General features: G+C 67.1%; 27 protein-coding genes. 16 read left to right on the top strand and 11 right to left on the bottom strand.

All coding sequences use genetic code 11. The features are described 5' to 3' along the window. Nucleotides 1-10 precede the first annotated feature (10 nt). Complete coding sequence (locus tag AC2EAL_RS07020; protein ID WP_484723485.1) at nucleotides 11-2263, bottom strand: hypothetical protein; 2253 nt, start codon at nucleotides 2261-2263, stop codon at nucleotides 11-13. A 135-nt stretch (nucleotides 2264-2398) separates the two neighbouring features. Between AC2EAL_RS07020 and AC2EAL_RS07015 the strand changes: the two genes are divergently transcribed. Continuing rightward, nucleotides 2399-3067 carry a thiamine diphosphokinase gene (locus tag AC2EAL_RS07015; RefSeq protein ID WP_484723484.1) on the top strand — a complete coding sequence of 223 codons (669 nt, stop codon included), beginning with the start codon at nucleotides 2399-2401 and terminating at the stop codon, nucleotides 3065-3067. Here the strand turns inward: AC2EAL_RS07015 and AC2EAL_RS07010 are convergent. The 5 genes from AC2EAL_RS07010 to AC2EAL_RS06990 all read right to left on the bottom strand — a co-directional run bounded on the left by AC2EAL_RS07010 (nucleotide 3042) and on the right by AC2EAL_RS06990 (nucleotide 7640). Next, nucleotides 3042-3980, bottom strand: coding sequence for a DMT family transporter (locus AC2EAL_RS07010; protein WP_484723483.1), 939 nt, complete (start codon nucleotides 3978-3980; stop codon nucleotides 3042-3044). The two genes, AC2EAL_RS07015 and AC2EAL_RS07010, sit on opposite strands and share 26 nt — an antisense overlap. A 222-nt stretch (nucleotides 3981-4202) precedes the next feature. After that, on the bottom strand, nucleotides 4203-5582 hold the full coding sequence (locus AC2EAL_RS07005; protein WP_484723482.1) for an L-serine ammonia-lyase: 1380 nt from the start codon (nucleotides 5580-5582) through the stop codon (nucleotides 4203-4205). Beyond that, nucleotides 5582-6247, bottom strand: coding sequence for a glutathione S-transferase family protein (locus AC2EAL_RS07000; protein ID WP_484723481.1), 666 nt, complete (start codon nucleotides 6245-6247; stop codon nucleotides 5582-5584). The genes AC2EAL_RS07005 and AC2EAL_RS07000 overlap by 1 nt, the downstream gene beginning before the upstream one ends. Further along, nucleotides 6244-6912, bottom strand: coding sequence for a glutathione S-transferase family protein (locus AC2EAL_RS06995; RefSeq protein WP_484723480.1), 669 nt, complete (start codon nucleotides 6910-6912; stop codon nucleotides 6244-6246). Before AC2EAL_RS06995 ends, AC2EAL_RS07000 begins: the two co-directional genes overlap by 4 nt. After that, a complete protein-coding gene (locus tag AC2EAL_RS06990) occupies nucleotides 6909-7640 on the bottom strand; it encodes a glutathione S-transferase family protein (RefSeq protein WP_484723479.1) in 732 nt (243 codons plus the stop codon). Before AC2EAL_RS06990 ends, AC2EAL_RS06995 begins: the two co-directional genes overlap by 4 nt. Before the next feature lie 120 nt (nucleotides 7641-7760). On the opposite strand from AC2EAL_RS06990, the gene AC2EAL_RS06985 reads away from it, so the two are divergent. The 8 genes from AC2EAL_RS06985 to AC2EAL_RS06950 all read left to right on the top strand — a co-directional run bounded on the left by AC2EAL_RS06985 (nucleotide 7761) and on the right by AC2EAL_RS06950 (nucleotide 15031). Further along, on the top strand, nucleotides 7761-8312 hold the full coding sequence (locus AC2EAL_RS06985) for an EF-hand domain-containing protein (RefSeq protein ID WP_484723478.1): 552 nt from the start codon (nucleotides 7761-7763) through the stop codon (nucleotides 8310-8312). A gap of 102 nt (nucleotides 8313-8414) precedes the next feature. Continuing rightward, nucleotides 8415-9200, top strand: coding sequence for a ribose-5-phosphate isomerase RpiA (gene rpiA / locus AC2EAL_RS06980; RefSeq protein WP_484723477.1), 786 nt, complete (start codon nucleotides 8415-8417; stop codon nucleotides 9198-9200). A gap of 30 nt (nucleotides 9201-9230) precedes the next feature. Next, nucleotides 9231-9554, top strand: coding sequence for a low molecular weight protein tyrosine phosphatase family protein (locus tag AC2EAL_RS06975; RefSeq protein WP_484723476.1), 324 nt, complete (start codon nucleotides 9231-9233; stop codon nucleotides 9552-9554). Nucleotides 9555-9670: 116 nt separating this feature from the next. After that, the gene (gor, locus tag AC2EAL_RS06970; RefSeq protein ID WP_484723475.1) at nucleotides 9671-11029 is read left to right on the top strand and encodes a glutathione-disulfide reductase; all 1359 of its coding nucleotides are present in this window, start codon (nucleotides 9671-9673) and stop codon (nucleotides 11027-11029) included. A 74-nt stretch (nucleotides 11030-11103) separates the two neighbouring features. Further along, entirely contained in the window at nucleotides 11104-12285 is a 1182-nt protein-coding gene (hflK, locus tag AC2EAL_RS06965) for an FtsH protease activity modulator HflK (protein WP_484723474.1), read from the top strand. Further along, complete coding sequence (gene hflC / locus AC2EAL_RS06960) at nucleotides 12285-13205, top strand: protease modulator HflC (protein WP_484723473.1); 921 nt, start codon at nucleotides 12285-12287, stop codon at nucleotides 13203-13205. The genes hflK and hflC overlap by 1 nt, the downstream gene beginning before the upstream one ends. Then, entirely contained in the window at nucleotides 13202-13390 is a 189-nt protein-coding gene (locus tag AC2EAL_RS06955) for a DUF2065 domain-containing protein (RefSeq protein ID WP_484723472.1), read from the top strand. Before hflC ends, AC2EAL_RS06955 begins: the two co-directional genes overlap by 4 nt. Nucleotides 13391-13573: 183 nt before the next feature. After that, entirely contained in the window at nucleotides 13574-15031 is a 1458-nt protein-coding gene (locus tag AC2EAL_RS06950; RefSeq protein ID WP_484723945.1) for a Do family serine endopeptidase, read from the top strand. An 80-nt stretch (nucleotides 15032-15111) separates the two neighbouring features. Here AC2EAL_RS06950 and AC2EAL_RS06945 read toward each other — a convergent pair whose 3' ends face one another. After that, the gene (locus AC2EAL_RS06945) at nucleotides 15112-15510 is read right to left on the bottom strand and encodes an OB-fold nucleic acid binding domain-containing protein (protein ID WP_484723471.1); all 399 of its coding nucleotides are present in this window, start codon (nucleotides 15508-15510) and stop codon (nucleotides 15112-15114) included. A gap of 103 nt (nucleotides 15511-15613) precedes the next feature. Between AC2EAL_RS06945 and AC2EAL_RS06940 the strand changes: the two genes are divergently transcribed. Beyond that, nucleotides 15614-15937 (top strand): 2Fe-2S iron-sulfur cluster-binding protein, encoded by a 324-nt coding sequence (locus AC2EAL_RS06940; RefSeq protein ID WP_484723470.1) that lies wholly within the window; start codon nucleotides 15614-15616, stop codon nucleotides 15935-15937. Nucleotide 15938: 1 nt separating this feature from the next. Then, nucleotides 15939-16706 (top strand): FG-GAP repeat domain-containing protein, encoded by a 768-nt coding sequence (locus tag AC2EAL_RS06935; RefSeq protein ID WP_484723469.1) that lies wholly within the window; start codon nucleotides 15939-15941, stop codon nucleotides 16704-16706. Here AC2EAL_RS06935 and AC2EAL_RS06930 read toward each other — a convergent pair whose 3' ends face one another. Continuing rightward, nucleotides 16707-17114 (bottom strand): hypothetical protein, encoded by a 408-nt coding sequence (locus tag AC2EAL_RS06930; RefSeq protein WP_484723468.1) that lies wholly within the window; start codon nucleotides 17112-17114, stop codon nucleotides 16707-16709. It abuts the gene before it with no gap. Nucleotides 17115-17208: 94 nt separating this feature from the next. Continuing rightward, nucleotides 17209-18411 carry a pyridoxal phosphate-dependent aminotransferase gene (locus AC2EAL_RS06925; RefSeq protein WP_484723467.1) on the bottom strand — a complete coding sequence of 401 codons (1203 nt, stop codon included), beginning with the start codon at nucleotides 18409-18411 and terminating at the stop codon, nucleotides 17209-17211. Between the two features lie 84 nt (nucleotides 18412-18495). Here AC2EAL_RS06925 and AC2EAL_RS06920 point away from each other — a divergent pair, with 84 nt between their 5' ends. Further along, a complete protein-coding gene (locus AC2EAL_RS06920; protein WP_484723466.1) occupies nucleotides 18496-18771 on the top strand; it encodes an FAD assembly factor SdhE in 276 nt (91 codons plus the stop codon). Nucleotides 18772-18848: 77 nt separating this feature from the next. Then, nucleotides 18849-19346: a MarR family winged helix-turn-helix transcriptional regulator gene (locus AC2EAL_RS06915; protein ID WP_484723465.1), complete on the top strand. Its 498-nt coding sequence runs from the start codon at nucleotides 18849-18851 to the stop codon at nucleotides 19344-19346. Between the two features lie 229 nt (nucleotides 19347-19575). On the opposite strand, the gene AC2EAL_RS06910 is transcribed toward AC2EAL_RS06915, so the two are convergent. Next, entirely contained in the window at nucleotides 19576-20022 is a 447-nt protein-coding gene (locus AC2EAL_RS06910; protein WP_484723464.1) for a DUF1178 family protein, read from the bottom strand. A 54-nt stretch (nucleotides 20023-20076) separates the two neighbouring features. Next, nucleotides 20077-20622, bottom strand: a complete 546-nt coding sequence (locus tag AC2EAL_RS06905; RefSeq protein ID WP_484723463.1) for an NUDIX hydrolase — start codon at nucleotides 20620-20622, stop codon at nucleotides 20077-20079. Nucleotides 20623-20786: 164 nt separating this feature from the next. Here AC2EAL_RS06905 and AC2EAL_RS06900 point away from each other — a divergent pair, with 164 nt between their 5' ends. Genes AC2EAL_RS06900 through thpR form a run of 3 tightly spaced genes read left to right on the top strand, consistent with a single transcriptional unit; the run spans nucleotide 20787 to nucleotide 22977 of the window. Next, on the top strand, nucleotides 20787-21302 hold the full coding sequence (locus tag AC2EAL_RS06900; RefSeq protein ID WP_484723462.1) for a glutathione peroxidase: 516 nt from the start codon (nucleotides 20787-20789) through the stop codon (nucleotides 21300-21302). Then, nucleotides 21299-22438 carry an acetoin utilization protein AcuC gene (locus AC2EAL_RS06895; protein ID WP_484723461.1) on the top strand — a complete coding sequence of 380 codons (1140 nt, stop codon included), beginning with the start codon at nucleotides 21299-21301 and terminating at the stop codon, nucleotides 22436-22438. Before AC2EAL_RS06900 ends, AC2EAL_RS06895 begins: the two co-directional genes overlap by 4 nt. Next, nucleotides 22435-22977 carry an RNA 2',3'-cyclic phosphodiesterase gene (thpR, locus tag AC2EAL_RS06890; RefSeq protein WP_484723460.1) on the top strand — a complete coding sequence of 181 codons (543 nt, stop codon included), beginning with the start codon at nucleotides 22435-22437 and terminating at the stop codon, nucleotides 22975-22977. Before AC2EAL_RS06895 ends, thpR begins: the two co-directional genes overlap by 4 nt. Nucleotides 22978-23008 lie beyond the last annotated feature (31 nt).

Below are 23008 nucleotides of genomic sequence, written 5' to 3'. Positions count from 1 at the left end.
GGGAGGCGCCTCAGTTCAGGCGGCGCGCCTCGGCCAGGTAGGGCGAGGTCTCGGCCAAAGCGTAGTGGCCGCGCGTCACCTTCTCGATCCGGCCGGTGCGCAGAAGCGTGCCGAAGGACCGCAACCCATCCTCGCGGCTGACCGGCTTGCCGCCTGCGCTGGCCATCATCCGCCGCATCAGCTGCGGGCGGGTGAACTGCGCGCGCTTTTCGATGCAGGTGGCATAGGCGGCGGCGGCTTCCAGCATTTCGGCCATCGAGCGGGCGCCCACATTCTCGGCAAAGGCGGCCAGGCCCGATTCGTCGATCTCGCGGACGTCTTCGCCCAGGTCCTCGTCGTCATCGGCCTGGGTTGCCGGGCCATAGGACGGCTTTTCCAGCGCGATGTTGCGGGCCGGGGCGGCCGACATCGCCAGCGCAGCACCAGCACCGATCGCGCCCGAAAGCCGGCCGGTGCGGACTGCGACCATCGGCTGGCCGTCGGGATTGGCCGGGGCGATCCCTGGCTGCTCGGGCGAGACCAGCGGTTCTGCGACGGGGGTGGCGACAGCCGGGCCGACGCGGTCGACACGCTGTTCGGACACCAGTACCAGCGGCGGCGGGCTGATCATGCCGGGGCGGATCGTGCCGGGACGCGGTTCCTGCGGGCGGATGCTCACGGACTTGCGGCGCGTCGGCTTGACCTCGGGCGCGGCCTCGGGGGCAAACGGCGCGTCGGGCTGGATCGCCTCGGCCAGGTCGTCGCGGTAGGGGTCGAGGTTCACGTCGGCGCGCGGCGCGTCATAGTCGATGTCGGCGCGGTCGGCCTCGGTCGTGGCGACGGCATTCTTCAGATGCGACAGCGCCTCTTGCCGGCGACGGTTCGCCTCTTCGGCCATCACCTCTTCGGCCTGCTGCAACAGGCGGGAGATTTCGTCCGATTCGCTTTCGGCATCCATGACCCGGGTCGCGCCGGGATCGCGGTCCTGGGTGTTCAGGTCCTCGCTGGGATGCAACCGCACCACGCGCGAGCCAAGGCGGCGCGAGCGCTTGTTCGACTTGGCGACCGGCAGGTCGGGCTCGGGCTCGACCTCCTCCAGGGCATCGGCAGTGTCAGCGACCGCGGCTGCCACGTCGGCATCGGCGAAATCTGCATCCGCCAGCGCGGGCTCTTCTGCGGCAAAGGCCGCCACTTCAGCGGGTTCTTCCTGGGCAAGGCTGATCTCGCCGTCGGCAAACAGCGCATCATCTTCGGCCTGCGGCGCGTCAAGGGCGGCAGCAAGCGCCGTCTCGTCCGCGTCCGCGTCCGCCAGATCGGCAAACGCGGTTTCCGGCGAGTCCAGACCGTCCAGCGCCGCCAGATCGTCAAGGTCTGCCTGGTCGGGGCCCAGATCGTCCAGCGACGGCAGATCGGCGTAGGCTTCGACGTCCGAGACGGTCTCAGAAGCCTGAACCACGTCCTCGGTCGCGGCGACGGCGGCCTGCGGTTCTTCTTCGGCATCCTCGACGAAGGGGGCGAAGTCCTCGATCCGTTCATCTGCGGCAGCGTCCACGGACAGGTCGGTCTCGTCGCTCCAGACATCGGAGAATTCGACAACGCCGGTCGCGACTTCCGCATCCAGTGCTTCGGTCGCCGCAGCGACTGCCTCCGCAGGCTCTTCATCGGCGATCAGCGCGCCCAGGCGGGCGGCAACATCCGGCGCATCGGTGTCGGCTTCGGCCAGGTCCGCCTCGGGCTCAAGCGCGGTGCCAAGGTCAAGCGCGGTCTCGGTCTCATCGGCGACGAAGGGCGAGGCCGGGGTGGTCAGGTCGGCCGCAGCGGGATGCACGGCGCGGCGGATGCGGGCCAGCTTGGCTGCAACGCCATCGGGGATCACGTCCTGCACCGAGGGTTCCGGCGCGACGGCGGGTTCTTCCACGACGAATTCGGTCTTGCCCAGCTCGGCCGACTGGCGGCGGGCGCCCTGGTTCAACAGGATGCGCGGGGCGACCGCAGGCTCGGCCACAGGGGCGTTAGCGGAGGCGTCGGCGGGCATCTCGGCGCGCGGGGCGTCATCGCGCTGGGCGGCAGCGGCGGCCAGGCGCGACACTTCACGTTCTGCCAGGCGGTGCAGCATCGCGGCATCCGGGGGCGGCGGTTCGGCCCCGAAATGGCGGTCCTGCGCGGCAAGATCGCGGAAGTATTCGGCAATCGCCTTCATGGTGTCGAAGGGGTTTTCAAAGCCTTCCAGCGTGCAGCTGAAAGTCCCGTAGGACACGGTCAGGATCTTGCTTTCACTGGTCATGACTGGACAGCCTTTCGCCTTGGTTGTCACACGCTACGTCTCTGCACCGTCCTATTGCATGGACAGACCGGGGTAATTTGATGAATTGATTGTGGCCGGACCCCAGGAATCTGCCTTAATTGGATACAGTCTTACATGAATACGCCGATTGTCCAGTCAACCCGCGGTGTAACGCTGGCCGGAGGCGGCCCCTTTGCGGCTCGCGACCTTGCGCTGGCCCTGCGGCGCGCGCCGGTGCCGGTGGCGGCGGATGGGGGGGCTGACCGGCTCTTGCAGCTGGGGGTCACGCCGCAGGCGGTGATCGGCGACATGGATTCGATTTCCAACGCCGCGCGTCAGGCGATTCCCGTGGCAAGCCAGCACCTTGTGGCGGAACAGGTCACCACCGACTTCGACAAGGCCCTGCGCCTGATCGAGGCGCCGCTGGTCCTGGCGCTCGGCTTTGCCGGGGCGCGGCTGGACCATGGGCTGGCGGCCTTTTCCACCCTGATCGCCCGGGCGGAACGGCGCTGCCTCTTGATCGGGCCGAAGGATTTTGCCTTCGCAGCGCCGGACCGGCTGGCGCTGGACCTTGTCCCCGGCGATCCGTTCTCGCTGTTTCCGATGGCGCCGGTCACCGGGCGCAGCGCGGGGCTGGAATGGCCCATCGCCGGGATCGACTTCGCCCCGGACGGGATGATCGGCACCTCGAACCGGGTGGTGGCGCGGCAGGTCACGCTGGAGTTCGACCGGCGCGGCATGCTGGTGATCTTGCCTCGGCGCAGGCTGGACGCGGCGATCAGGGCGCTTCGGTCAGCACCGTGACGTTCGGTTCGCGCGCCTTGGCCCTTGCGGTCAGCCTTTCGCGGTAGATGATATAGAGCCCTGACGAGACGATGATCGCGATGCCGATCCAGGTCATCCGGTTCGGGAAATCGCCGAAGATCAGGTAGCCCAGGATCACCGCCGTCACGATCTCGCAGTAGTGGAGCGGCGCAAGCGTGGCCGAGGGCGCGTATTTCAGCGCGTAGGTCATGCACATGTGGCTGACCGCCGCCCAGAAGCCCACGCCGAACAGCCAGAGCCAGTTCCACCCCTCGGGCCAGATCGGGTCCAGCGGCGTGATGCCGGAGCCGTCGGCGAGGATCATGATGGGCAGGCAGAGGAGGACCCCGGTCCAGGAGGTGTGGAATTGCATGGTCACCGGGTGCATCCAGGCGGAAATCGCCCGGGTCACCAGCATGTAGAAGGCGAAGAGGAACGCCGTTGCCAGCGGCCAGAGCGCCACCAGCCCGAAGGCGGCAAGCGAGGGCTGGATGACGAACATCGCGCCGACAAAGCCCACGGCGCAGGCGGCGATCCGGCGCGGGCCGACCTGGTCGCCGAAGAGGAATCGCCCCAGGATCAACAGGATGAAGGGCTCGATGAAGACGATGGCCAGCGCGTCGGCGATCGGCATGAACTCGATGGCCGAGACGAAGGCGAAGGTCGAGACAAGAAGGAACAGCGCGCGCAGCGTGGTGTAGCCAAGCGCCCTCGCGTCAAGGCCAAGCGGCAGGCCCATGACCAGGACCAACGGCAGCATCAGCGCGGTTTGCACGACAAAGCGGGCGGCGGTGACCTGGCCGACGGGGACGCCAGCTTCGGCGGCAAGCTTGGCGGCGACGTCCAAGAGCGGCGCAAGGGCGCAGAAGGCGAGCATCATCAGCACGCCCAGAAGGGTAGTGTCGCGGGTCATGCGTCCTGCCTAGCGGCTGGGCTGCCCGGTTGCCTGCCTGAAAGCGACATCGCGGGGGTGGGGGCGGTTTTCAAATTGAGCGCTGGCGCGCGCGCCTTTTGTCTCGTCGTCGGGCTTAGCCTCCTCCTCGGACGAAAGGGGGCGCTGCCCCCAAACCCCCGGAGTATTTGTGAAAAGAGCAAGGGGATTTGCCCTTTTCCAAATACTCCCGCCGGAGGCTCTTCAGCAGTTCGGGACGTTGACGGCGAGGCCGCCAAGCGAGGTTTCCTTGTACTTCTCGTGCATGTCGCGGCCCGTCTGGCGCATGGTCTCGATGCAGACGTCAAGGCTGACGAGGTGCTGGCCGTCGCCGCGCAAGCTGAGGGAGGCGGCCGAGACCGCCTTGATTGCGCCGAGGCCGTTCCTTTCGATGCAGGGCACTTGCACCAGACCCTTGACCGGGTCGCAGGTCATGCCGAGGTGATGCTCCAGCGCGATCTCGGCGGCATTTTCCACCTGTTCCGGGGTGCCGCCCAGCACGGCGGCCAGGCCAGCGGCGGCCATAGCGGCGGCGGAGCCGACCTCGGCCTGGCAGCCGCATTCCGCTCCGCTGATCGAGGCGTTGTGCTTGCAGAGGCCCCCGATGGCGGCGGCGGTCAGGAGGAAGTCACCGACCTTCGTCACGCTGGCGACGGGGACGTGGTCGAGCCAATAGCGGATAACGGCGGGGACGACGCCTGCCGCGCCGTTGGTGGGCGCGGTGACGACCTGGCCACCGGCGGCGTTCTCCTCGTTCACCGCCATGGCGTAGAGGCTCATCCAGTCGTTGATCGTGTGCGGCGGCGTCAGGTTCAACCCGCGCTCGGCCAGCAGCGCGTCGTAGATGCCCTTGGCCCGGCGGCGGACCTTGAGGCCACCGGGCAGGATGCCCTCGCCCTTCATGCCCCTGGAAATGCAGTCGTTCATCACTTGCCAGATGCGGTTGATCCCGGCGTCGAGGTCGCTGGCGGAACGGAACTTCAGCTCATTCGCGCGCTTCATCGCTGCAATGGACAGGCCGGACTTCTTCGCCATCTCCAGCATTTCGGCGGCGCTTTCGAACGGATAGGGCACATCCGCCCGCGCCTTGGCCTTGGCGCCCCCGGCCTCGGCCTGCTCAGTTGCCGTCAGGACAAAGCCGCCGCCGATGGAATAGTAGGTCTCCTCCAGGATCACGTCGCCCTGGGCGTCGGTTGCGCGCAGGATCATCCCGTTGGCGTGGCCCGGCAGCGCGGGGCCGTAGTCGAAGACCAGGTCGCGGCCCGGGTCGAAGGCGAGGGTGCCGAGGCCCGGGGCCTCGATCACCTTGGTCTCCTTGATCCGCGCAAGCGTGGTTTCCGCCTTCTCGGCGTCGTAGGTGTCGGGCGCGAAGCCTGCCAGGCCCAGGATCGTCGCCCGGTCCGTCGCATGGCCGACCCCGGTGAAGGCGAGCGACCCGTGCAGCGAGGCCCGCAGCCCGTGGAAATGGAAGGGCGAGGCGCGCATCGTGTCAAGGAAGCGCGCGGCGGCGACCATCGGGCCCATGGTGTGGCTGGACGACGGGCCGATGCCCACCTTGAACATGTCGAAGACAGAGAGGAACATCAGGTACCCGGGTTGGTGAAAGGGGTGGGGCCAAGGCCGTCCGTGGCCGCGACGCGAAGGGCGGCAGGGCGCGCCTCATGCGCGGCAAGGACGGCTTTCAGGTGGGGGAAGTCGTCGAGCCGGACGCCATAGGGTGCGGGCGGCAAAAGGATCAGCCAGCGCACCAGAATGCCGATGTAATAGCCCAGCACGCCGGGATGATCGGGTGACAGCCAGCGCGGCGACTGGCTGGCGATCATCGCCTCGATCAGCCCCAGCCGTGCCGTGATCTGTTCCTGCGCGGTGGCCTGGGCCGCAGCCGAGTTCGCCTCGCCCGCCGGGCGGTGCGGGTAGAACATCGCCAGCGCCGCCTGGTGCAGCGCGTTCGAGGTGAAGAAGAGCCAGGACAGGAACGCTCCCCGGTCCGGGTCGTTGGGGCCGGGGCCCAGGCGGCCGGTGCGGTCGACCAGCCACAGAAGGATCGCGGCGGTTTCGAACATCGGGCCGTCGTCGGTCTCCAAGGCCGGGATCAGGCCCACGGGGTTCACCTGCCGATATTCGGGGGTGGTCAGCGCCCCGCTCTCGATGTCGACGATGGCCAGGGTATGCGGCAGTTCCAGCTCTTCCAGCGCGAAGCGGACGATGGTCGAGGCGAAGTCGGGCGCGTGGTGCAGGGTCAGGGTCATGCGGCCTCGGGTGCGGTATAGGGTCTCTCGCCCAACCCGTCGATCTCTGCAAGGCGGCGTGCGGCGGGGGTCGCCTCATGCGCGGCCAGGATGGCGGTCAGCGCCGGGAAGGGGGTCAGGCTGAAGCGCAGGTCCGGGTCCTCAGGCAGATAGATAGCCCAGCGGAGAAGGATGCCAAGGTAATGCCCCAGCGCGGGCTGCGCAGGGGTCAGCCACAGGGGCGCGCCGGGGGCGACAAGCCGCTCCAGATGCCCGGCCTGCTCCACCAGCCGTTCCAGCGCCAGCCGCCCGGCCTCAAGCGCCGCCTCGGGGCCAGCGGGGCGGTCGGGGTGGATCAGCGCCATCACCGTTGGGTGGACGGTGTTGGCGGTGAACAGAAGCCAGGACAGGAAGGCCGCCGCCGCGGGATCCTCCATCCGCGGACCCAGCCCGCCATGCCGGGCGTTCAGCCACAGAAGGATCGCCGCCGTCTCGAAGATCGGGCCATCAGGCGTCTCAAGCGCCGGGATAAGGCCCAGCGGGTTCACCGCAAGAAAGCCGGGGTCGTCGAAATCGCCCGCGTCCCAGTCCATCGGGCGGATGTCGTAGGGGACGCCAATCTCCTCCAGCGCCAGCCGGATGATCTGCGAGGCCCAGTCCGGGCAATGATACAGGGTCAGGGTCACAGCACGCTGCCTTCGGGCGGGTTCGGTTGTTCGGGCCGGGTAAAGGGCTGCGGACCCAAGCCTTCGGCCCGGGCGATCACCCGGGTTTCGACGCGCGCTTCCTGCGCCTGGGCCAGGTCGGCAAGTGTCGGGTAGTCGGCCATGTCCAGCCAGCGCGGACCGTCCTCGGGGTAAAGCTGCGCCCAGCGGGTCAGGACGATGGTGTAGACGCCCAGGGGCTTGCCGGCCGCAAACAGCGCAGGGTGCAGGGCCGCGGCGTCGTCGAGCAGGGCGAAGTGGCGCTTCATCCGGGACGACATGATCTCCAGATGGCTGCGATGCGCCTCGGCGGGGGAATACTGGTGCGGGTAGAAGATCGTGCGCAGATCGGCATGCGCGGTGTTCGACAGGAAGAACAGCCAGCGCAGGAATTCCGGCCGCTGCCGTTCTCCCGTGGCCGGGGCCAGGCGGTGGGTATCGGCCAGCCATAACAGGATCGCCCCGGTTTCCGAGATCGGCCCGTGTGGCGTCTCCAGCGTCGGGATCAGGCCCGTGGGGTTCAGCGCGCGATAGGCCGGGCTGTCCTGCTGCCGCGTCCTGCGGTCGACCAGCGCCGTCCGGTACGGGATGCCCGACCCATCCAGCACAAGGCGGATGATCAAGGACGCATTGTCCGGGGCGTAGTGCAGCTTGTACATCGTGGTCTTTCGCAGTGAGCCTTGGGGTGGGCCTTGGTCAAGCTGGCGCAACTTTGCCCGTATCGCTGCGCAAAAAGCGACTCTCTGACGCGCATCGACGCAGCAGGGTTAACGGCTTGTCAACCAAGTTCGGGTCAGTCTTCCGGCGCGAGTGCGGAACGGGAGTGCAGAATGCAACTGGCAAAGGGAATGATCGTCGTGGCGGTGGTCGCCATGACGCAGGCGGCCTGGGCGGAAGGCGCGGCCCCGGTTTCGGCGCTGGACAAGGCGATGGGCCGCGACCCTGACCGCTTTGCCGCCCGGGTCACCGACCTGATCGCCGGGTTCGGCGGGCCGGATGGCCTGACGGCCAAAGGGATCGAGGAGCATATCCTTCTGGAACGCGCCGCTGCCCGGGCCACGGCACTGCGGCGGATGCTGGCGATGGACCTCGATGCCGACGGAACGCTGGACGGAGAGGAGCTTGCGATCACCCAGCGCGCGGCCAGCGCTTCGACTCGGGGCCGGCTGGACCGCCAGTTCCGCGCGGCGGACCTGGATGGCGACGGCCGCGTCGATGCCGAAGAACTGGCCGCTGACGCCCGCGCCGCCGGCCTGCGCGCCCTGGACGAGGAGGAGGCTACGATGCTGCGCGCGCTCCTGACGCTCGACCGCGACGGCAATTCCGCCCTCTCGGTCGATGAGATCGAGGCGGCGGCGGCACAGGCGACCGAGGCCGGCTGAACCTCTGGTGTTTCCCGATTCCCGGCGGATTGTCCCCTGTATAGGCTCTCGCCCTGCAGCAGTCTTTGCGCTATTCCGGGGCAACCAACAGGGGATTTCGCCATGGCTGCCGAACTGTCACCCATCGACCAGGCCAAGTATGTCGCCGCCCGGCGGTCGGTGGATTTCGTCGAATCCGGGATGAAGCTTGGCCTTGGCACCGGCTCGACCGCGGCCTGGATGGTGCGTTGCCTGGCCGAACGGGTGCGCGACGAAGGCCTGCAGGTCACCTGCGTCGCGACCTCGTCGCGCACGGTGGATTTGGCAAAGGCGAGCGGGCTGCAGGTCGTGGGCCTGGACGAGGTGAAATGGCTGGACCTGACCATCGACGGCGCGGATGAGTTCGACGCGAACCTCAACCTGATCAAGGGCGGCGGCGCGGCGCTTCTGCAGGAAAAGATCGTGGCGACGGCCAGCGACCGGATGATCGTGATCGCCGATGCGGCCAAGGAAGTGGCACAGCTGGGCGCCTTTCCCCTGCCGGTCGAGGTGATCCCCTTCGGCTGGCAGACCACCAAGGCGCTGATTGAGGAAACGCTCTACAGCCTTGACGTGATGAACCGCGAGGTGAGCCTGCGGATGCAGAACGACGCGCCCCTGCGCACGGATGAGGGGCACTGTATTCTGGACCTGAACCTCAAGCGGATCGGCAATCCCCGGCAGCTGGCCCTTGTCCTGAACCAGATTCCCGGCGTGGTGGAAAACGGGCTCTTCATCGACATCTGCGACATCGTGGTGATCGGCCATGCCGACGGCCGGGTCACGGTGCGCGACATCAATTCGGGCCGGATCGAGAACGGCTCGGTCGACCTGACCGAAAGCCCGAACATCTTCGCCGACCTGGAGTGAAGGGCGCCCGGGGGCGGGGGCCGGGATGGCATGACCAACATCCTCTTCATCTGCGGCAAGGCGCGCAAGCGCAGTCCGACGGCTGCAGCCGTGGCGGCCGAGCAATTTGGCCTGCAAACCGACTTCGCGGGGCTCAGCGCCGACGCCGACGAACGCGTGACGCCTGAACATCTGGCATGGGCGGACACGATTGCCGTCATGGAGAAGGCCCAGCTGTCCCGGCTCAAGCGGCAGATGGCACCCTCGCTTAAGGGCAAGCGGCTGGTTTGCCTGGGTATCCCGGACAGCTTTGAATACATGCAGCCGGACCTGGTCGCGCTGCTTCAGGCGCGGCTCAAGCGCATCGTCGGATAGGGCACAGGACCCGGCCCGCTTACCGCAAGGGAACCGAAAAGTGCGGCAGCGGGCTTCCGTCCGGGGCCGCAAAGGCGTAGCTGGGATACAGGCAACGCCTGCGGGAAAGGTGTGACATGACCTTCGACTACGATCTTTTCGTCATCGGCGGCGGCTCGGGCGGGGTGCGGGCGGCGCGGATTGCGTCGGGCGAATACGGTGCCAAGGTGGGCCTGGCCGAGGAAAGCCGGATGGGCGGCACCTGCGTCATCCGGGGCTGCGTGCCGAAGAAGCTGATGGTGTTTGCCTCCGCCTACCCCGAAGCCATCGCCGAGGCGCGGGAATATGGCTGGGACGCAACGCTGGGCGGCTTCGACTGGGCCCGCTTCCGCACCCGGCTGGAAACCGAGCTCGACCGGCTGGAAGGCGCCTACCGCAACACGCTGAAGAACGCAGGCGTCATCGTCCACGACGAACGCGCGGTGATCGTCGATGCGCATCGGGTGCGGCTGGCCTCGGGCCAGGAGTTCACCACCAAGCACATCCTGGTCGCCACCGGCGGCTGGCCCTTTGTCCCCGACATCCCCGGCAAGGAGCTTGCCGTCACCTCGAACGAGATGTTCCACCTGCCCGCCCTGCCCAAGCGCGCGCTGGTGGTGGGCGGCGGGTACATCGCATCGGAATTCGCCTGCATCCTGAAAGGCCTCGGCGTGCAGGTCAGCCAATACTACCGCGGCGCGCAGATCCTGCGCGGCTTTGACGACGAGGCGCGCGGCCATGTGTCGAACGCCATGCGCAGTGGTGGGATCGACATCCACTGCGGCACCGACGTGATGCGGCTGGAGAAGACCGCAGGCGGCATCCGCGCCGTGGCGACCGACGGGTCCGAACGCGAGTTCGACCTGGTCCTCTACGCCACCGGCCGCCGCCCCAATACCGCGGGCCTGGGCCTCGAAGCCCTTGGCCTGACCCTTGGCCGCGACGGCGAGATCCCGGTCGACGCCTACAGCCAGACCGCCGTGCCGTCCGTCTTCGCCGTGGGCGATGTCACGGGCCGGGTCAACCTGACCCCGGTCGCCATCCGCGAGGGCCACGCCTTTGCCGACACGGTCTTTGGCGGCAAACCCACCGCCTTCGACCACACACTTGTCGCCTCGGCCATCTTCACGCAACCTGAGATGGGCAGCGTCGGCCTGTCCGAGGAAGCGGCGCGGGCGCAGGGGCCGATCGAGGTCTATTCCACCGCCTTCCGCCCGATGCGGACGCTGTTTGCCGGCAAGCAGGACCGGGTGCTGATGAAACTGATCGTCAGCCAGTCCAGCCGCAAGGTCCTGGGCTGTCACATCGTCGCACCCGAAGCGGGCGAAATGATCCAGCTGGCCGCCATCGCCATTGGCATGGGCGCCACGAAAGAGGATTTCGACCGCACCTGTGCGGTGCACCCGACCATGGCCGAGGAATTGGTGACGATGCGAAAACCGGTACGAACTGCCTGACAAACGGGCGGGACGGGTTGATTTCTGGCTGGATATGACCAGCTTAGGCTAAAGTTCTGGAAGAGGTTCGATCAATGGCAGGAAGTGGCGGTCCCTGGGGCGGCGGTGGCGGCTCGGGCGGGGACGACCGGGGTGGACGGGGCAACAACGACGACGACAACGACCGTCGCGGCGGCAGGCCGGGTCAGGGCGGGGGCCAGATCCCCGAGATCGACCAGTTGATGAAACGTGGCCAGGAACAGCTGCGCGTCCTGATGGGCGGGCGCGGCAATCGCGGCACCGGCGGCCCGGGCGGCGAGCCTGACGGTCCGGTCTTCACCAAGCAGGGCATAGCGCTTGGGGCGCTGGCGCTGATCGCGGTCTGGTCCTTCATGTCCTTCTACACCGTCCGGCCCGAAGAACAGTCGGTCGAACTGTTCCTGGGCGAAAGCTCGGGTGTGGGCGAGCCCGGCCTGAACTTCGCGCCCTGGCCCATCGTGACCTATGAAAAGGTCCAGGTGACCGGCGAACGCACCACCGACATCGGCGCGGTGCAGGGCAACACGGACGGCGGTCTGATGCTGACCCGCGACCAGAACATCGTCGACATCGGCTTTCAGGTCGTGTGGAACATCTCGGACGCCGAGAAGTACCTGTTCAACCTGGCCGAGCCCGAAGCGACGATCAAGGCGGTCAGCGAAAGCGCGATGCGCGACATCATTGCCCGGTCGGAACTGTCGCCGATCCTGAACCGCGACCGGGGCGTCATTGCATCGGATCTTCGGACTGCCGTGCAGGCGACGCTCGACAGCTACAACGCCGGGATCACGGTGATCCGGGTCAACCTGTCGGTGGCCCAGGCCCCGCGTGAGGTGATCGATGCCTTCCGCGCCGTGCAGGCGGCCGCGCAGGAACGCGACCGGCTGGAAAAAGAGGCCGACGCCTACGCCAACCAGGTCACCGCCGGTGCCCGAGGCGAGGCCGCGCGGCTTCTGGAAGACGCCGAAGCCTACCGGGCCCAGGCCGTGAACAGCGCTCAGGGTGAAGCGGCACGCTTCATCTCGGTCTACACCGAATACGTGAAGGCGCCCGAGGTGACCCGGCGGCGGCTTTATCTGGAAACCATGGAACGGGTGCTGGGAGGCATGAACAAGGTGATCCTCGACGGGGTGTCGGGCGGTGAAGCCGGACAGGGCGTCGTGCCCTTCCTGCCGTTGAACGAGTTGGGAAGGATGACGCCCACCCAAGGGGCCGGCACGTCGGGAGGGTCGAACTGATGCGCGCGATTTACGTCATTCCCGCCGTCCTGTTCGTGGCGCTTGTGCTGGTGCTGTCGTCGGTCTTCATCGTCGATGAACGCAAGAAGGCGCTGGTGCTGCAATTCGGTCAGGTCATGCAGGTCAAGCAAGAGGCCGGCCTTGGCTTCAAGGTCCCGCTTCTGCAGGATGTGGTCTTGTACGAAGACCGTATCCTCGGCCTGCAGACCCAGCCCATCGAAGTCACGCTGCTGTCCGACCGCCGCCTGGTGGTCGACGCCTTCGCGCGGTGGCGCATCGTCGATCTGGTGCAGTTCCGCCAGTCGGTCGGGACCGGGGCCGAAGAGCGGGCCACGCAGCTTCTGGGCAACATCCTGTCCCAGGCGATCCCCGAAGTCCTGGGTAATGCGACGCAGGATCAGGTCCTCAGCCAGAACCGAGCGGCGCTGATGAACCAGATCCTTGCCATCGCCAAGCGCGAAGGGGCGGCCCTTGGGGTCGACGTGATCGACGTGCGTCTGACCCGGACCGACCTGCCGGAACAGAACCTCGAGGCGACCTTTGCCCGGATGCGCGCCGAACGCGAACGAGAAGCGGCCGACGAAAAGGCCCGCGGTGGCGAAGCCGCGCAACGGGTGCGGGCGTCTGCCGACCGGACGGTCATCGAACTCACCTCGGACGCCCGGCGCCAGGCCGATGTGATCCGCGGCGAGGCCGATGCCGAACGGAACCGCATCCTCGCCGAAGCCTATGGCCAGGACCCGGAGTTCTTTGCCTTCATCCGCTCGCTTTCGGCCTATGAGACGAGCCTGAAGGGGGGCAATTCCTCGATCGTGATGCAGCCGGACAGCGAGTTCTTCGACTATCTGCGGTCCGATGCCGGACGTCCCAGCGGCGCATCGGTCGGCCCGACGACGCCGGCTCCGGCCCCGGCTCCGTGACCGAAATCCTTCTGGCACTGGGTCTGGTGCTGGCGATCGAGGGGCTGGTGCTTGCACTGGCCCCTCGTCGTATCGAGGACGTGCTGCGGGTCATCGCCGGTCTGCCCGTCGATACCCGCCGGATGATCGGTCTTGGCGCGCTGGCGCTGGGGGTGCTGATCGTCTGGCTGGCGCAAGCATCCTGACGCTCCGGCACCATGCAGGGGCGTCTGCGATGATCACCTTGCATGACATTCGCGTTCACATCCCTTTGAAGCGCCGCGACGGGGTTTGCATTGCGGGGACCTTCCACTAACTGTTTGTTCAGCGGCGACGGGAAGGCCCCCGATGGCTCGCCTTCCTCGCCAGACCCATGAACAGGAGTTCGCATCGTGCCCGATCTCACCCCCTCCATCCGCTCGGCCCTGCGGTCCAGCACGCTTTTGGCACTGGTCCTGGGCTTTGGCCTCAGCGTCGCCCCCGTGCAGGAAGCACAGGCCTTCGGCGCCCCGGAAAGCTTTGCCGAACTGGCCGAGAAAATCAGCCCCTCGGTCGTGAACATCACCACCAGCGCCATGGTGTCGGGCCCCGCCGACGGCATGCCCATGGTGCCCGAAGGCAGCCCGTTCGAGGACTTCTTCGATGACTTCGGCGGCCCCGGTCCGGGTGGCCCGCAGCGGTCCGAGGCGCTGGGCTCTGGTTTCGTCATCTCCGAGGATGGCTATATCGTCACCAACAACCACGTCATCGAAGGCGCCGACGAGATCGAGATCGAGTTCTTCTCGGGCGAGAAACTGAAGGCGAAGCTGGTCGGCACCGACCCCAAGACCGACATCGCGCTCTTGAAGGTCGAAAGCGACAAGCCGCTGCCTTTCGTCAGCTTCGGCAACTCTGACCTGATGCGCGTCGGCGACTGGGTCATGGCGATGGGCAACCCGCTGGGCCAGGGCTTCTCGGTCTCGGCGGGCATCGTGTCGGCCCGGGGGCGTGAGCTTTCGGGGTCCTATGACGACTACCTGCAGACCGACGCCGCGATCAACCGCGGCAACTCGGGTGGCCCCCTGTTCAACATGGACGGCCAGGTGATCGGCGTGAACACCGCGATCCTGTCGCCCAACGGCGGGTCCATCGGCATCGGATTCTCGATGGCGTCGAACGTGGTGACCAAGGTTGTCGACCAGCTGAAGGAATTTGGTGAAACGCGGCGCGGCTGGCTGGGTGTGCGCATCCAGGACATCACGCCCGAGATCGCCGAATCCATGGGCCTTGACGTGGCCGCGGGCGCGCTGGTCTCGGACGTGCCCGACGGTCCGGCCAAGGAGGCCGGGATCGTCGCCGGTGACGTGATCACCCGCTTTGCCGGGCAGGAAGTGTCCGACGCGGGCGACCTGACCCGCCGCGTGGCCGACGCGCCCATCGGCGAGGCGGTGCCGGTGATCGTCCTGCGCAATGGCAAGACCGAGACGCTGCAGGTCACCCTTGGCCGCCGCGAAGAGGCCGAAGCCGAGACCATGCCCGCCTCGGCCCCGGCGGCGGAAGAGCCGAAGGAACTGGAGACGCTGGGCCTGACGCTCGCGCCGCTGGATGACGAGATGCGCTCGAAGCTGGGGCTTGAGGCCTCGGCCGAGGGTCTGATGATCGTGGCCGTCGACCAGGCGTCCGAGGCCTTCACCAAGGGCCTGACCGAGGGCGACCTGATCACCGAGGCCGGCCAGCAGAAGGTCGTCCGCCTGCAGGACCTGGAGGACCGGATCAAGGAAGCCCAGGACGCGGGCCGCAAGTCGATCCTGCTTCTCGTCCGCCGCGGCGGCGATCCCCGGTTCGTGGCGCTGTCGATCGAGAACTGAGCGTCGGCTTGAAACGAAGGAATGGCGGCGGGGGCTCCTCTGCCGCCAAATTCCTTGCTTAAGGAATTTGAATTTGCGCCCTAAGGCTGGTCCCCCGCCCTGACCCCGTCGAACTTGAACCCGGGGTCCAGAAGCCGGTCCAGAAGCGGCGACAGGTCCTCGATCAGTTCCGCCACCACATGCACCACCCCCGCCTCGCGCTGCAGCTTGCCCGTCACCCGCAACAGCCGCCCCGCGATCACCGCCCGGCGAAAGCGTTCGTAGACGTTGGCCCAGACCACCACGTTGGCCGTCCCCGTCTCATCCTCCAGCGTGACGAAGATCACCCCCTTCGCCGTCCCCGGCCGCTGCCGGACCAGCACCAGCCCCGCCACCGTCACCCGCGCGCCGGCGGGCGGCTCACCCAGCCGGGCGGCCTGCAGGGCCTTGGGCGGGCGCGGCCAGGACCCGCGCGGGGCAGAGGGCAGGATCATCGTCATGAGAACAATAATAGAACATCCGCATGGCAGGGCAAGCCCGCTCCCCTCTGGCAAATCGGGCCGGACTGGCCTATGTCACGTCAGACGATCCCTGGAGACCGAAATGGCGAAGATCACTTACGTCGAACACAATGGCAAAGAGCACGTCGTCGAGGTCGCGAACGGCCTGACCGTGATGGAAGGCGCGCGCGACAACGGCATCCCGGGGATCGAGGCCGATTGCGGCGGCGCCTGCGCCTGTTCGACCTGCCACGTCTACGTGGACCCCGCCTGGGTCGACAAGCTGCCGAAGAAGGACCACATGGAAGCCGACATGCTCGACTTCGCCTGGCGCCCCGACCCGGCCCGGTCCCGCCTGACCTGCCAGCTTAAGGTCACCGACGCGCTGGACGGGTTGCGCGTGCAGATGCCGGAAAAGCAGATATAGGATGCGCTCGGCAGCCCTTGCGCTGACGGGACTGATCGTCCTTTCGGCTCCTGCCACAGCCTGTATCGTCGATCCCTACAGTGCCTCCGCCTACCCAGCCTCGCTGACAGTCGATGCCGGCGGCAACATCATCGGCCGTGCCTGGTTCGATGGTCCCTCGACGGCCTATGATCATTTCGTGTTGGGCCGCGACCATGAACCGACCATGCTCCACCTCCAATACGTGCCGGTTGGTCTGACGTCGGATTGCGGGTCAGCCATCTCGGCGGGTCAGGGCCATGTCTTCGAAGACACCGCGCCCCGGCTTACCGACCTGACAGGCGATGGCCTGAACGAGGTGATTGTGGTCCGCTCGGGCGGCGGGCAGGGAGCACAACTGGCGGTCTACGGGGTGGCGGGAGACAGCTTCGGCCAGATCGCCGCCACTGCGCCTTTGCCGCATCACCGCTGGCTTGCCCCCGCCGGGATCGCCGATTTCGACGGCGACGGACGGGTGGAGATCGCCTATGTCGACCGCCCGCATCTGCGGAAGGACCTGGTCTTCGTCCGGCTGGAGGGCGACAAGCTGGTCGAGACCCTGCGCCTGCCGGGCCTGACCAACCACCGGATCGGCGAGGATTTCATCTCGGGCGGGGTGCGCGACTGCGGGCAGGGGCCGGAACTCATTCTCGCCTCGGGCGACTGGACCCGGGTGATGCGTGTCCGCGACGGCCAAGTTGACGACATCGGACCCATGCCCGCGACGGGCCTGACCGTTCCGCCCTGCTGATCAACTGTCGCCCTTGGCCAGCCGGTCGGCCTTGCGCTTGACCAGCATCGTCCGCAAGTCGTGCATCGCCAGCAGCAGCTGATCCGTCACCGCCTCAAGCTGGGCGTCCGTCGCGCGGGACTGCGCCCATTGCGTCGTCAGGTTCAGGTGATCGACCGTGCGCAGGATGTCGTCCACCTCGCGCATCGCCAGCTGCGCCTGCCGCGCCGCCAGCCACTCCTCGATCGCCGCCTTGTCCGCCGCGGTCAGCTTCACCTCGCCATGCGGCTTGATGTTGCCGTTCTTCACGTTGACCGTGGCGATCTCGTCCATCTCGATCCGGCGCTGGCGGTTCTCCGTGCCGATGCGGAAGACCGCTGCGCCGTTCTCGCGCACCCGGAAGTAGTAATCGGGAAGGTCAGCGGTCATCTTCCATCGGTCCATTGCCTGTGCGGGCGCGGGACAACCCCGGCCTGCACCCTGCCATTCCTTCAATAGCGCAGCGGTCTCGTCAACCCTGCCGTCAGACGAGCGCCGCGCAGAAGGCCTGAATGCGGGAACAGGCCTCGCGCAGCACCTCATCGCTGGTCGCATAACTGATCCGGAAGTTCGGCGACAGGCCAAAGGCCGCCCCGAAGACCACCGCCACCCCGGTTTCCTCTAGCAGGGCCGTCGCAAAGACCTCGTCGTTGGTGATGACCGTGCCCTTGGGCGTGGCCTTCCCGATGCAGCCCGCGATGTCGGGATAGACATAGAACGCGCCTTCCGGCTTCGGGCAGCGGATGCCCTTGGCCTGGTTCAGCATGCCAACCACCAGGTCGCGGCGGCCCTGGAAGACCTTCCGCCAGTCGGCCAGGAACTCCTGCGGGCCGGACAGCGCCTCAAGCGCCGCATACTGGCTGACCGAACAGGGGTTCGAGGTCGACTGGCTCTGGATCGTCCCCATCGCCTTGATCAGCGCGACCGGCCCCCCGGCATAGCCGATCCGCCAGCCGGTCATCGCATAGGCCTTCGACACCCCGTTGCAGGTCAGCGTGCGGTCATAGAGGCCCGGTTCGATCTCGGCAGGAGTGCAGAATTCGAAATCGTCGAAGACCAGGTGTTCGTACATGTCATCCGACATCACCCAGACATGCGGGTGGCGCATCAGCACGTCGGTCAGGCCCTTCAGCTCTGCCCGGGTATAGCCCGCGCCGGTGGGGTTGGAAGGAGAGTTGAATATGAACCACTTGGTCCGCGGCGTGATCGCGGCTTCCAGCTGCTCCGGGGTCAGCTTGAAATCGGTCTCGATCCCCGCCACCACCGGCACCGGGGTCCCCCCCGCCAGCAGCACCATGTCCGGGTAAGACACCCAGTAGGGCGCAGGGATGATGACCTCGTCCCCCGGATTGCAGGTCGCCATCAGCGCGTTGTAGAGGATCTGCTTGCCGCCGGTGCCGACCGAAATCTGCTGCGGCGTGTAGGTCAGCCCGTTTTCCCGCAGGAACTTGGAACAGATCGCGGCCTTCAATTCAGGGATCCCATCCACCGCCGTATAGCGTGTCTTGCCGTTGTCGATGGCCCGCTTTGCCGCCGCACGGATGTTTTCCGGCGTGTCGAAATCCGGCTCGCCCGCGCCAAGGCCGATCACGTCACGGCCCTCGGATTTCAGCCGCTGCGCCTTGGTCGTCACCGCAATGGTGGGCGAGGGTTTGACGCGCGCCAGGGTGTCAGAGAGGAAGGCCATGCTGCGCCCCTTTCGGCGATGGAACTTTGCTCGCGCCTGTCTTAGGGTCCGCCCCGATGCGGTTCAAGCGGGAACGGTGGGCAGATGGGCGAGACGGCTGAAGCACGCCTGAAGCGGATGGCGATGCGATCCTGGCGGCGCGGGACCAAGGAGATGGACCTGGTGCTGGGGCCTTTCGCCGACGCGAACCTTGCGGCGATGACGGGGCCAGAGCTTGATCTCTACGATGCCCTGCTGGCGGAAAACGATCAGGACCTGATGGCCTGGATCCTGGGCCAGTCCGCGCCCCCGCCTGCGCTGGCAGGCCTGCTGGCCCGGATCACCGCCTTTGCCGAGACGCGACTTTCGCGCGAAAAATAATCGAAGTTCTCTGCAAGTTTACGGAATGTTTGCGGTTTGTGCCGATTCTGTGCCCGTCCGAACGGTGGAGAAACGGTATGACAATGTATGCCCCGGTGCTGGATGGGTCGCAAAAGGCGTTCCTGTCCTGCTACCTTGACAACCTTGCCCTGGTCGAACGGCTGCACCGGCTGCTGCTTGACGTGATCAAGGACGAATTCGAACGGCTCTCGATCCTGGAAATCAACTCGGTCCAGGCGCTGCTTCTGTTCAACATCGGCGAGAATGAGGTGACGGCCGGCGAACTGAAATCGCGCGGCTACTACCAGGGCTCGAACGTCAGCTACAACCTGAAGAAGCTGGTGGAACTGGGCTACATGCACCACCAGCGGTCCGAGATTGACCGTCGCTCGGTGCGGGTGCGGCTGACGGAGAAGGGCCGCCAGGTCCGGGGCGTCCTGTCCGACCTCTTCGCCCGCCATTCCGAAGGCATCGAAAAGCGCGCGCTGATCGACGCCTCGGGGATGGATGAAATCAACATTTCGCTGAAACGGATGGAACGGTTCTGGACCGAACAGATCCGCTACATCTACTGATCTATCGGGCCTTGGGGCGCGCGACGCGCCCGGGGCCAGAACGGCCCGGACCAGGACGGGCCGCTGCGCCTGATGCGCGGATCGGTCCACGCGGGCAGGGCTGCCGGACAGCCCTCTGGACGGCGCATTCGCCCTCGCGCACAGGTGTTGACAGACGGTAAACGCCCGCGACCAAGCCATTGAAATCATTCAGGCCGCAGGGGCTGTCCACCGTGGACAGGCCGGGGGCTCAGTTGACCTTGCGGGCCGGCAGGAAGGGCAGGGGCGCGACCGGCAGGCCTTCCTCGATCAGGGCCCGCGCCTCCTCGGGCTTGGCCTCGCCATGGATCGCACGACCGGGAGCCTCACCTGCATGCATCGCCCGCGCCTCGGCGGCGAAGTTCATGCCGACATATTCCGAGTTTTTCTCGATCTGCCGCTTCAACTCGGCGATCTTCGCCTCCAGCTCGGACGCCGGGGCCGACAGGTCGGGCCGGGCCTCCGCCTCATGCGGGACGGCGGCAGCCTTGCGGGCGGGCCGGACGGCAGGCGCCATCAGGTCCTTCCTCACCTCGGTCGAGCCGCAGACCGGACAAGACACCTGTCCCGCCCCCTGCAGCGCGGCAAAGGCATCAGCACCCTTGAACCAGCTTTCAAACGCATGGTCCTTGGCGCAACGAAGACTGTATCGGATCATCGGTCGTCTGCCTGCATCCTGCCGGACCTTTAGGTAACGACGCCCGGGAAAACGTCAATGCCCCCGCCGCTTGCCATCGCTATTGCGCGGGCGCGGATCGTCATCGTCATCGTCATCGTCCGCAGCAATCGGGGCCGGACGGCCGCCTTCGGGGGGCGTGAACCCGGCGATGATCTGCCGCAGTTCCGGTTCCGCGACCAGGCTTGCCGCCTCGGCCAAGGGGAACCATTTCCGCTGGCGTTCCTTCGCCTCGGGGTAGCTTGTCGCCAGCTTTGCCACCCGCAGGCCGTAGACCGCGACCGCACAGGGCACCGTGGCCGAGACGGAAATCCCCTTCTGATAGCCGAACCGACCGATGCACAGCGGGTTGATCTGGCCATTCACCCCGGCCTCTTCCCAGGCTTCCTGGGCGGCGGCGGCTTCGGGCGCAAGCCCGGGCATCGGCCAGCCCTTCGGGATGACCCAGCGCCCGGTGTCGCGGCTGGTGATCAAGAGCACCTCGACCCCGGCGTCGCCGTCCCGCCAGCATAAGGCCCCGTACTGCACCTTCGCATGTCCCAGACCGGCACCCTGTGCCGGTATCTTGTCCTGCCAACCCATCTCACGCCTACCTGATCGCCCGTTTACCGGGACTTGGATCTGCCCTTATCCTCAGCAACAATATGGCATGGCTGTGGAAAAATTCACAGGGGAAACCGGAAAATTTGACCTGAAACGGGGTCGGTTTATCTGACTTTTCGATGCAGGATGCAAAAGGAGGCAGCATGATCCGGTTCCTGACCAGCCTTTTGGCAGCCACGGCCTTGTCCCCTGCCTGGGCTGCGGACGGCTTCCGTTTTGCCTCGATCGACGGCGGCGTGATCGATCTGGACGACTGGCGCGGCAAGCCGGTGCTGGTGGTCAACACCGCTTCGCTCTGCGGCTATGCCGGGCAGTTCGACGGGCTGCAGGCGCTGCACGAACGGTTCGGGGACAAGGCTCTCATCCTGGCAGTGCCGTCGAACGATTTTGACCAGGAGCTGGCGGATGAAGCCGCGGTCAAGGAATACTGCGCCCTGACGTTCGATCTGACCCTGCCGATGACCGAGATCACTCATGTGAAGGGCGCGGAAGCGCATCCGTTCTATGACTGGGTGCAGGACCAGACAGGTTTTGTCCCCGGCTGGAACTTCAACAAGGTGCTGATCGCGCCCGATGGCAGCATCGCCGGAACCTTCGGTGCACCGGTCAAGCCCGAGGGACGCCAGATCGCCGGGCGGATCGAAGCGATGCTGGAATGATCCTCGGGCCGCCGCCGGCCCCTGGCGTGACGCTGGCTGCCTCCCTGTTCATCGGGTCCGAGATCTATCGTGGTTCGTCCTATGGCACGCGCCATCCCCTGCGGGTGCCGCGGGTCTCCGCCGTGATGGACCTGGCCCGCGCGCTGGACTGGCTGCCGCCCGACCGCTTCCGCACCAGCCCCCGCGCTAAGCCTGCGGCGCTGACCCTCTGGCACGACCCGGCCTACATCGCCGCCCTGCAAGCGGCCGAGGCCCTGGACGAAGCGACGCCAGAGATGCGCGAACGCTTCCACCTCGGCACCCTGTCGAACCCGGTCTTCCCCGAGGTCTACCGCCGCCCGGCGACCGGGGCAGGTGGGGTGATGCTGGCGGCAGAGCTTGTCACGCGGACCCCGGGCGTCATCCACATCCCCGGCGGGGGCACGCACCACGGCCTGCCGGGGCGGGCGAACGGCTTCTGCTACCTGAACGATGTGGTCCTGGGCATCAAGGTCCTGCAGCGCAGCCTGACCCGCATCGCCTATGTCGACCTTGATGCGCATCACTGCGACGGGGTGGAACTGGCCTTTGCCGGGGACGAAGGCGTGCGGATGATCTCTGTGCACGAAGAAGGCCGCTGGCCCTTCACCGGCCTTATGACCGACACCGCCCAGGGATCGGCCTTCAACCTGCCGGTGCCGCGCGGCTACAACGACAGCGAGGCGCGGGCGGTCCTGCACGGCCTGATCCTGCCCCGCGTCGCCGAGTTCCGCCCCGAAGCGCTGGTCCTGCAATGCGGCGCCGACAGCCTGACCGAAGACCCGCTGTCCCGCCTGACCCTGTCGAACCGCGCCTATCTGGAGGCGGTGCAGGCGCTGGTCCCCCTGGCTCCCCGTGTCCTGGTCCTGGGTGGGGGCGGCTACAACCCCTGGTCGGTCGGGCGGCTTTGGACGGCGATCTGGGGGCTTTTGTCGGGGCGCGAGCTGCCGGACCGGCTTCCCCCCGCCGCTCAGGCCGTGCTAGAGGGTCTAGGCTGGAATGGCGGCACCAGACCCCCGCCCGCAGCCGATATGCTGGAAACCCTGATCGACGCCCCCCGCGAAGGCCCCGTCCGGGCCGAAATCCGCGACCGCCTGGCGGTGCTGGCGCGGCGATGATCCGCGCCTTCCTTGGGATCGACCTGCCGCAACCCGTGCGCGGCGCGCTTCAGGTGCAGCAGTTCCTGATGCCCCTGCCGCGCAAGGTGGAACCGGAAAACCTGCACCTGACGCTGGTCTTTCTGGGCGAATGCCCGGAACCGGTGCTGGAGGCCGCGCATGAAGGGTTCGAGGCCCTGCGCGAGCCCCGTTTCACGCTGGCCCTGCAGGGCCTTGGTCTTTTCGGCAAGGCCAAGCCGCATGCCGCCTGGGCCGGTGTCGCCGCCTCGGCCCAACTCACCCGCCTGCAGGCCAAGGTCGAAACCATCGCCCGCCGCGCGGGATGCGCGGTCGACGGCCGCAAGTTCACTCCGCATGTCACCCTGGGCCGCTTTCCGACCCCCGACCCCGCCGACATCGCCCGGCTCGAACGCGCCGTCGCCATGGGCACCGGCTTTCGCACCGAGCCTTGGGAGGTGACGGAACTGACCCTCTGGCGCAGCCACCTGACCGCGCGCGGCCCGCAGTACGAGGTGCTGGTCCGCTATCCGCTGGGCTGACGGCCCCCGGCTTGACAGGGGCACCGGCCTC

The organism is Tabrizicola sp. T74, from assembly GCF_057219935.1.
This window is presented reverse-complemented; position numbering and strand designations above follow the sequence as displayed.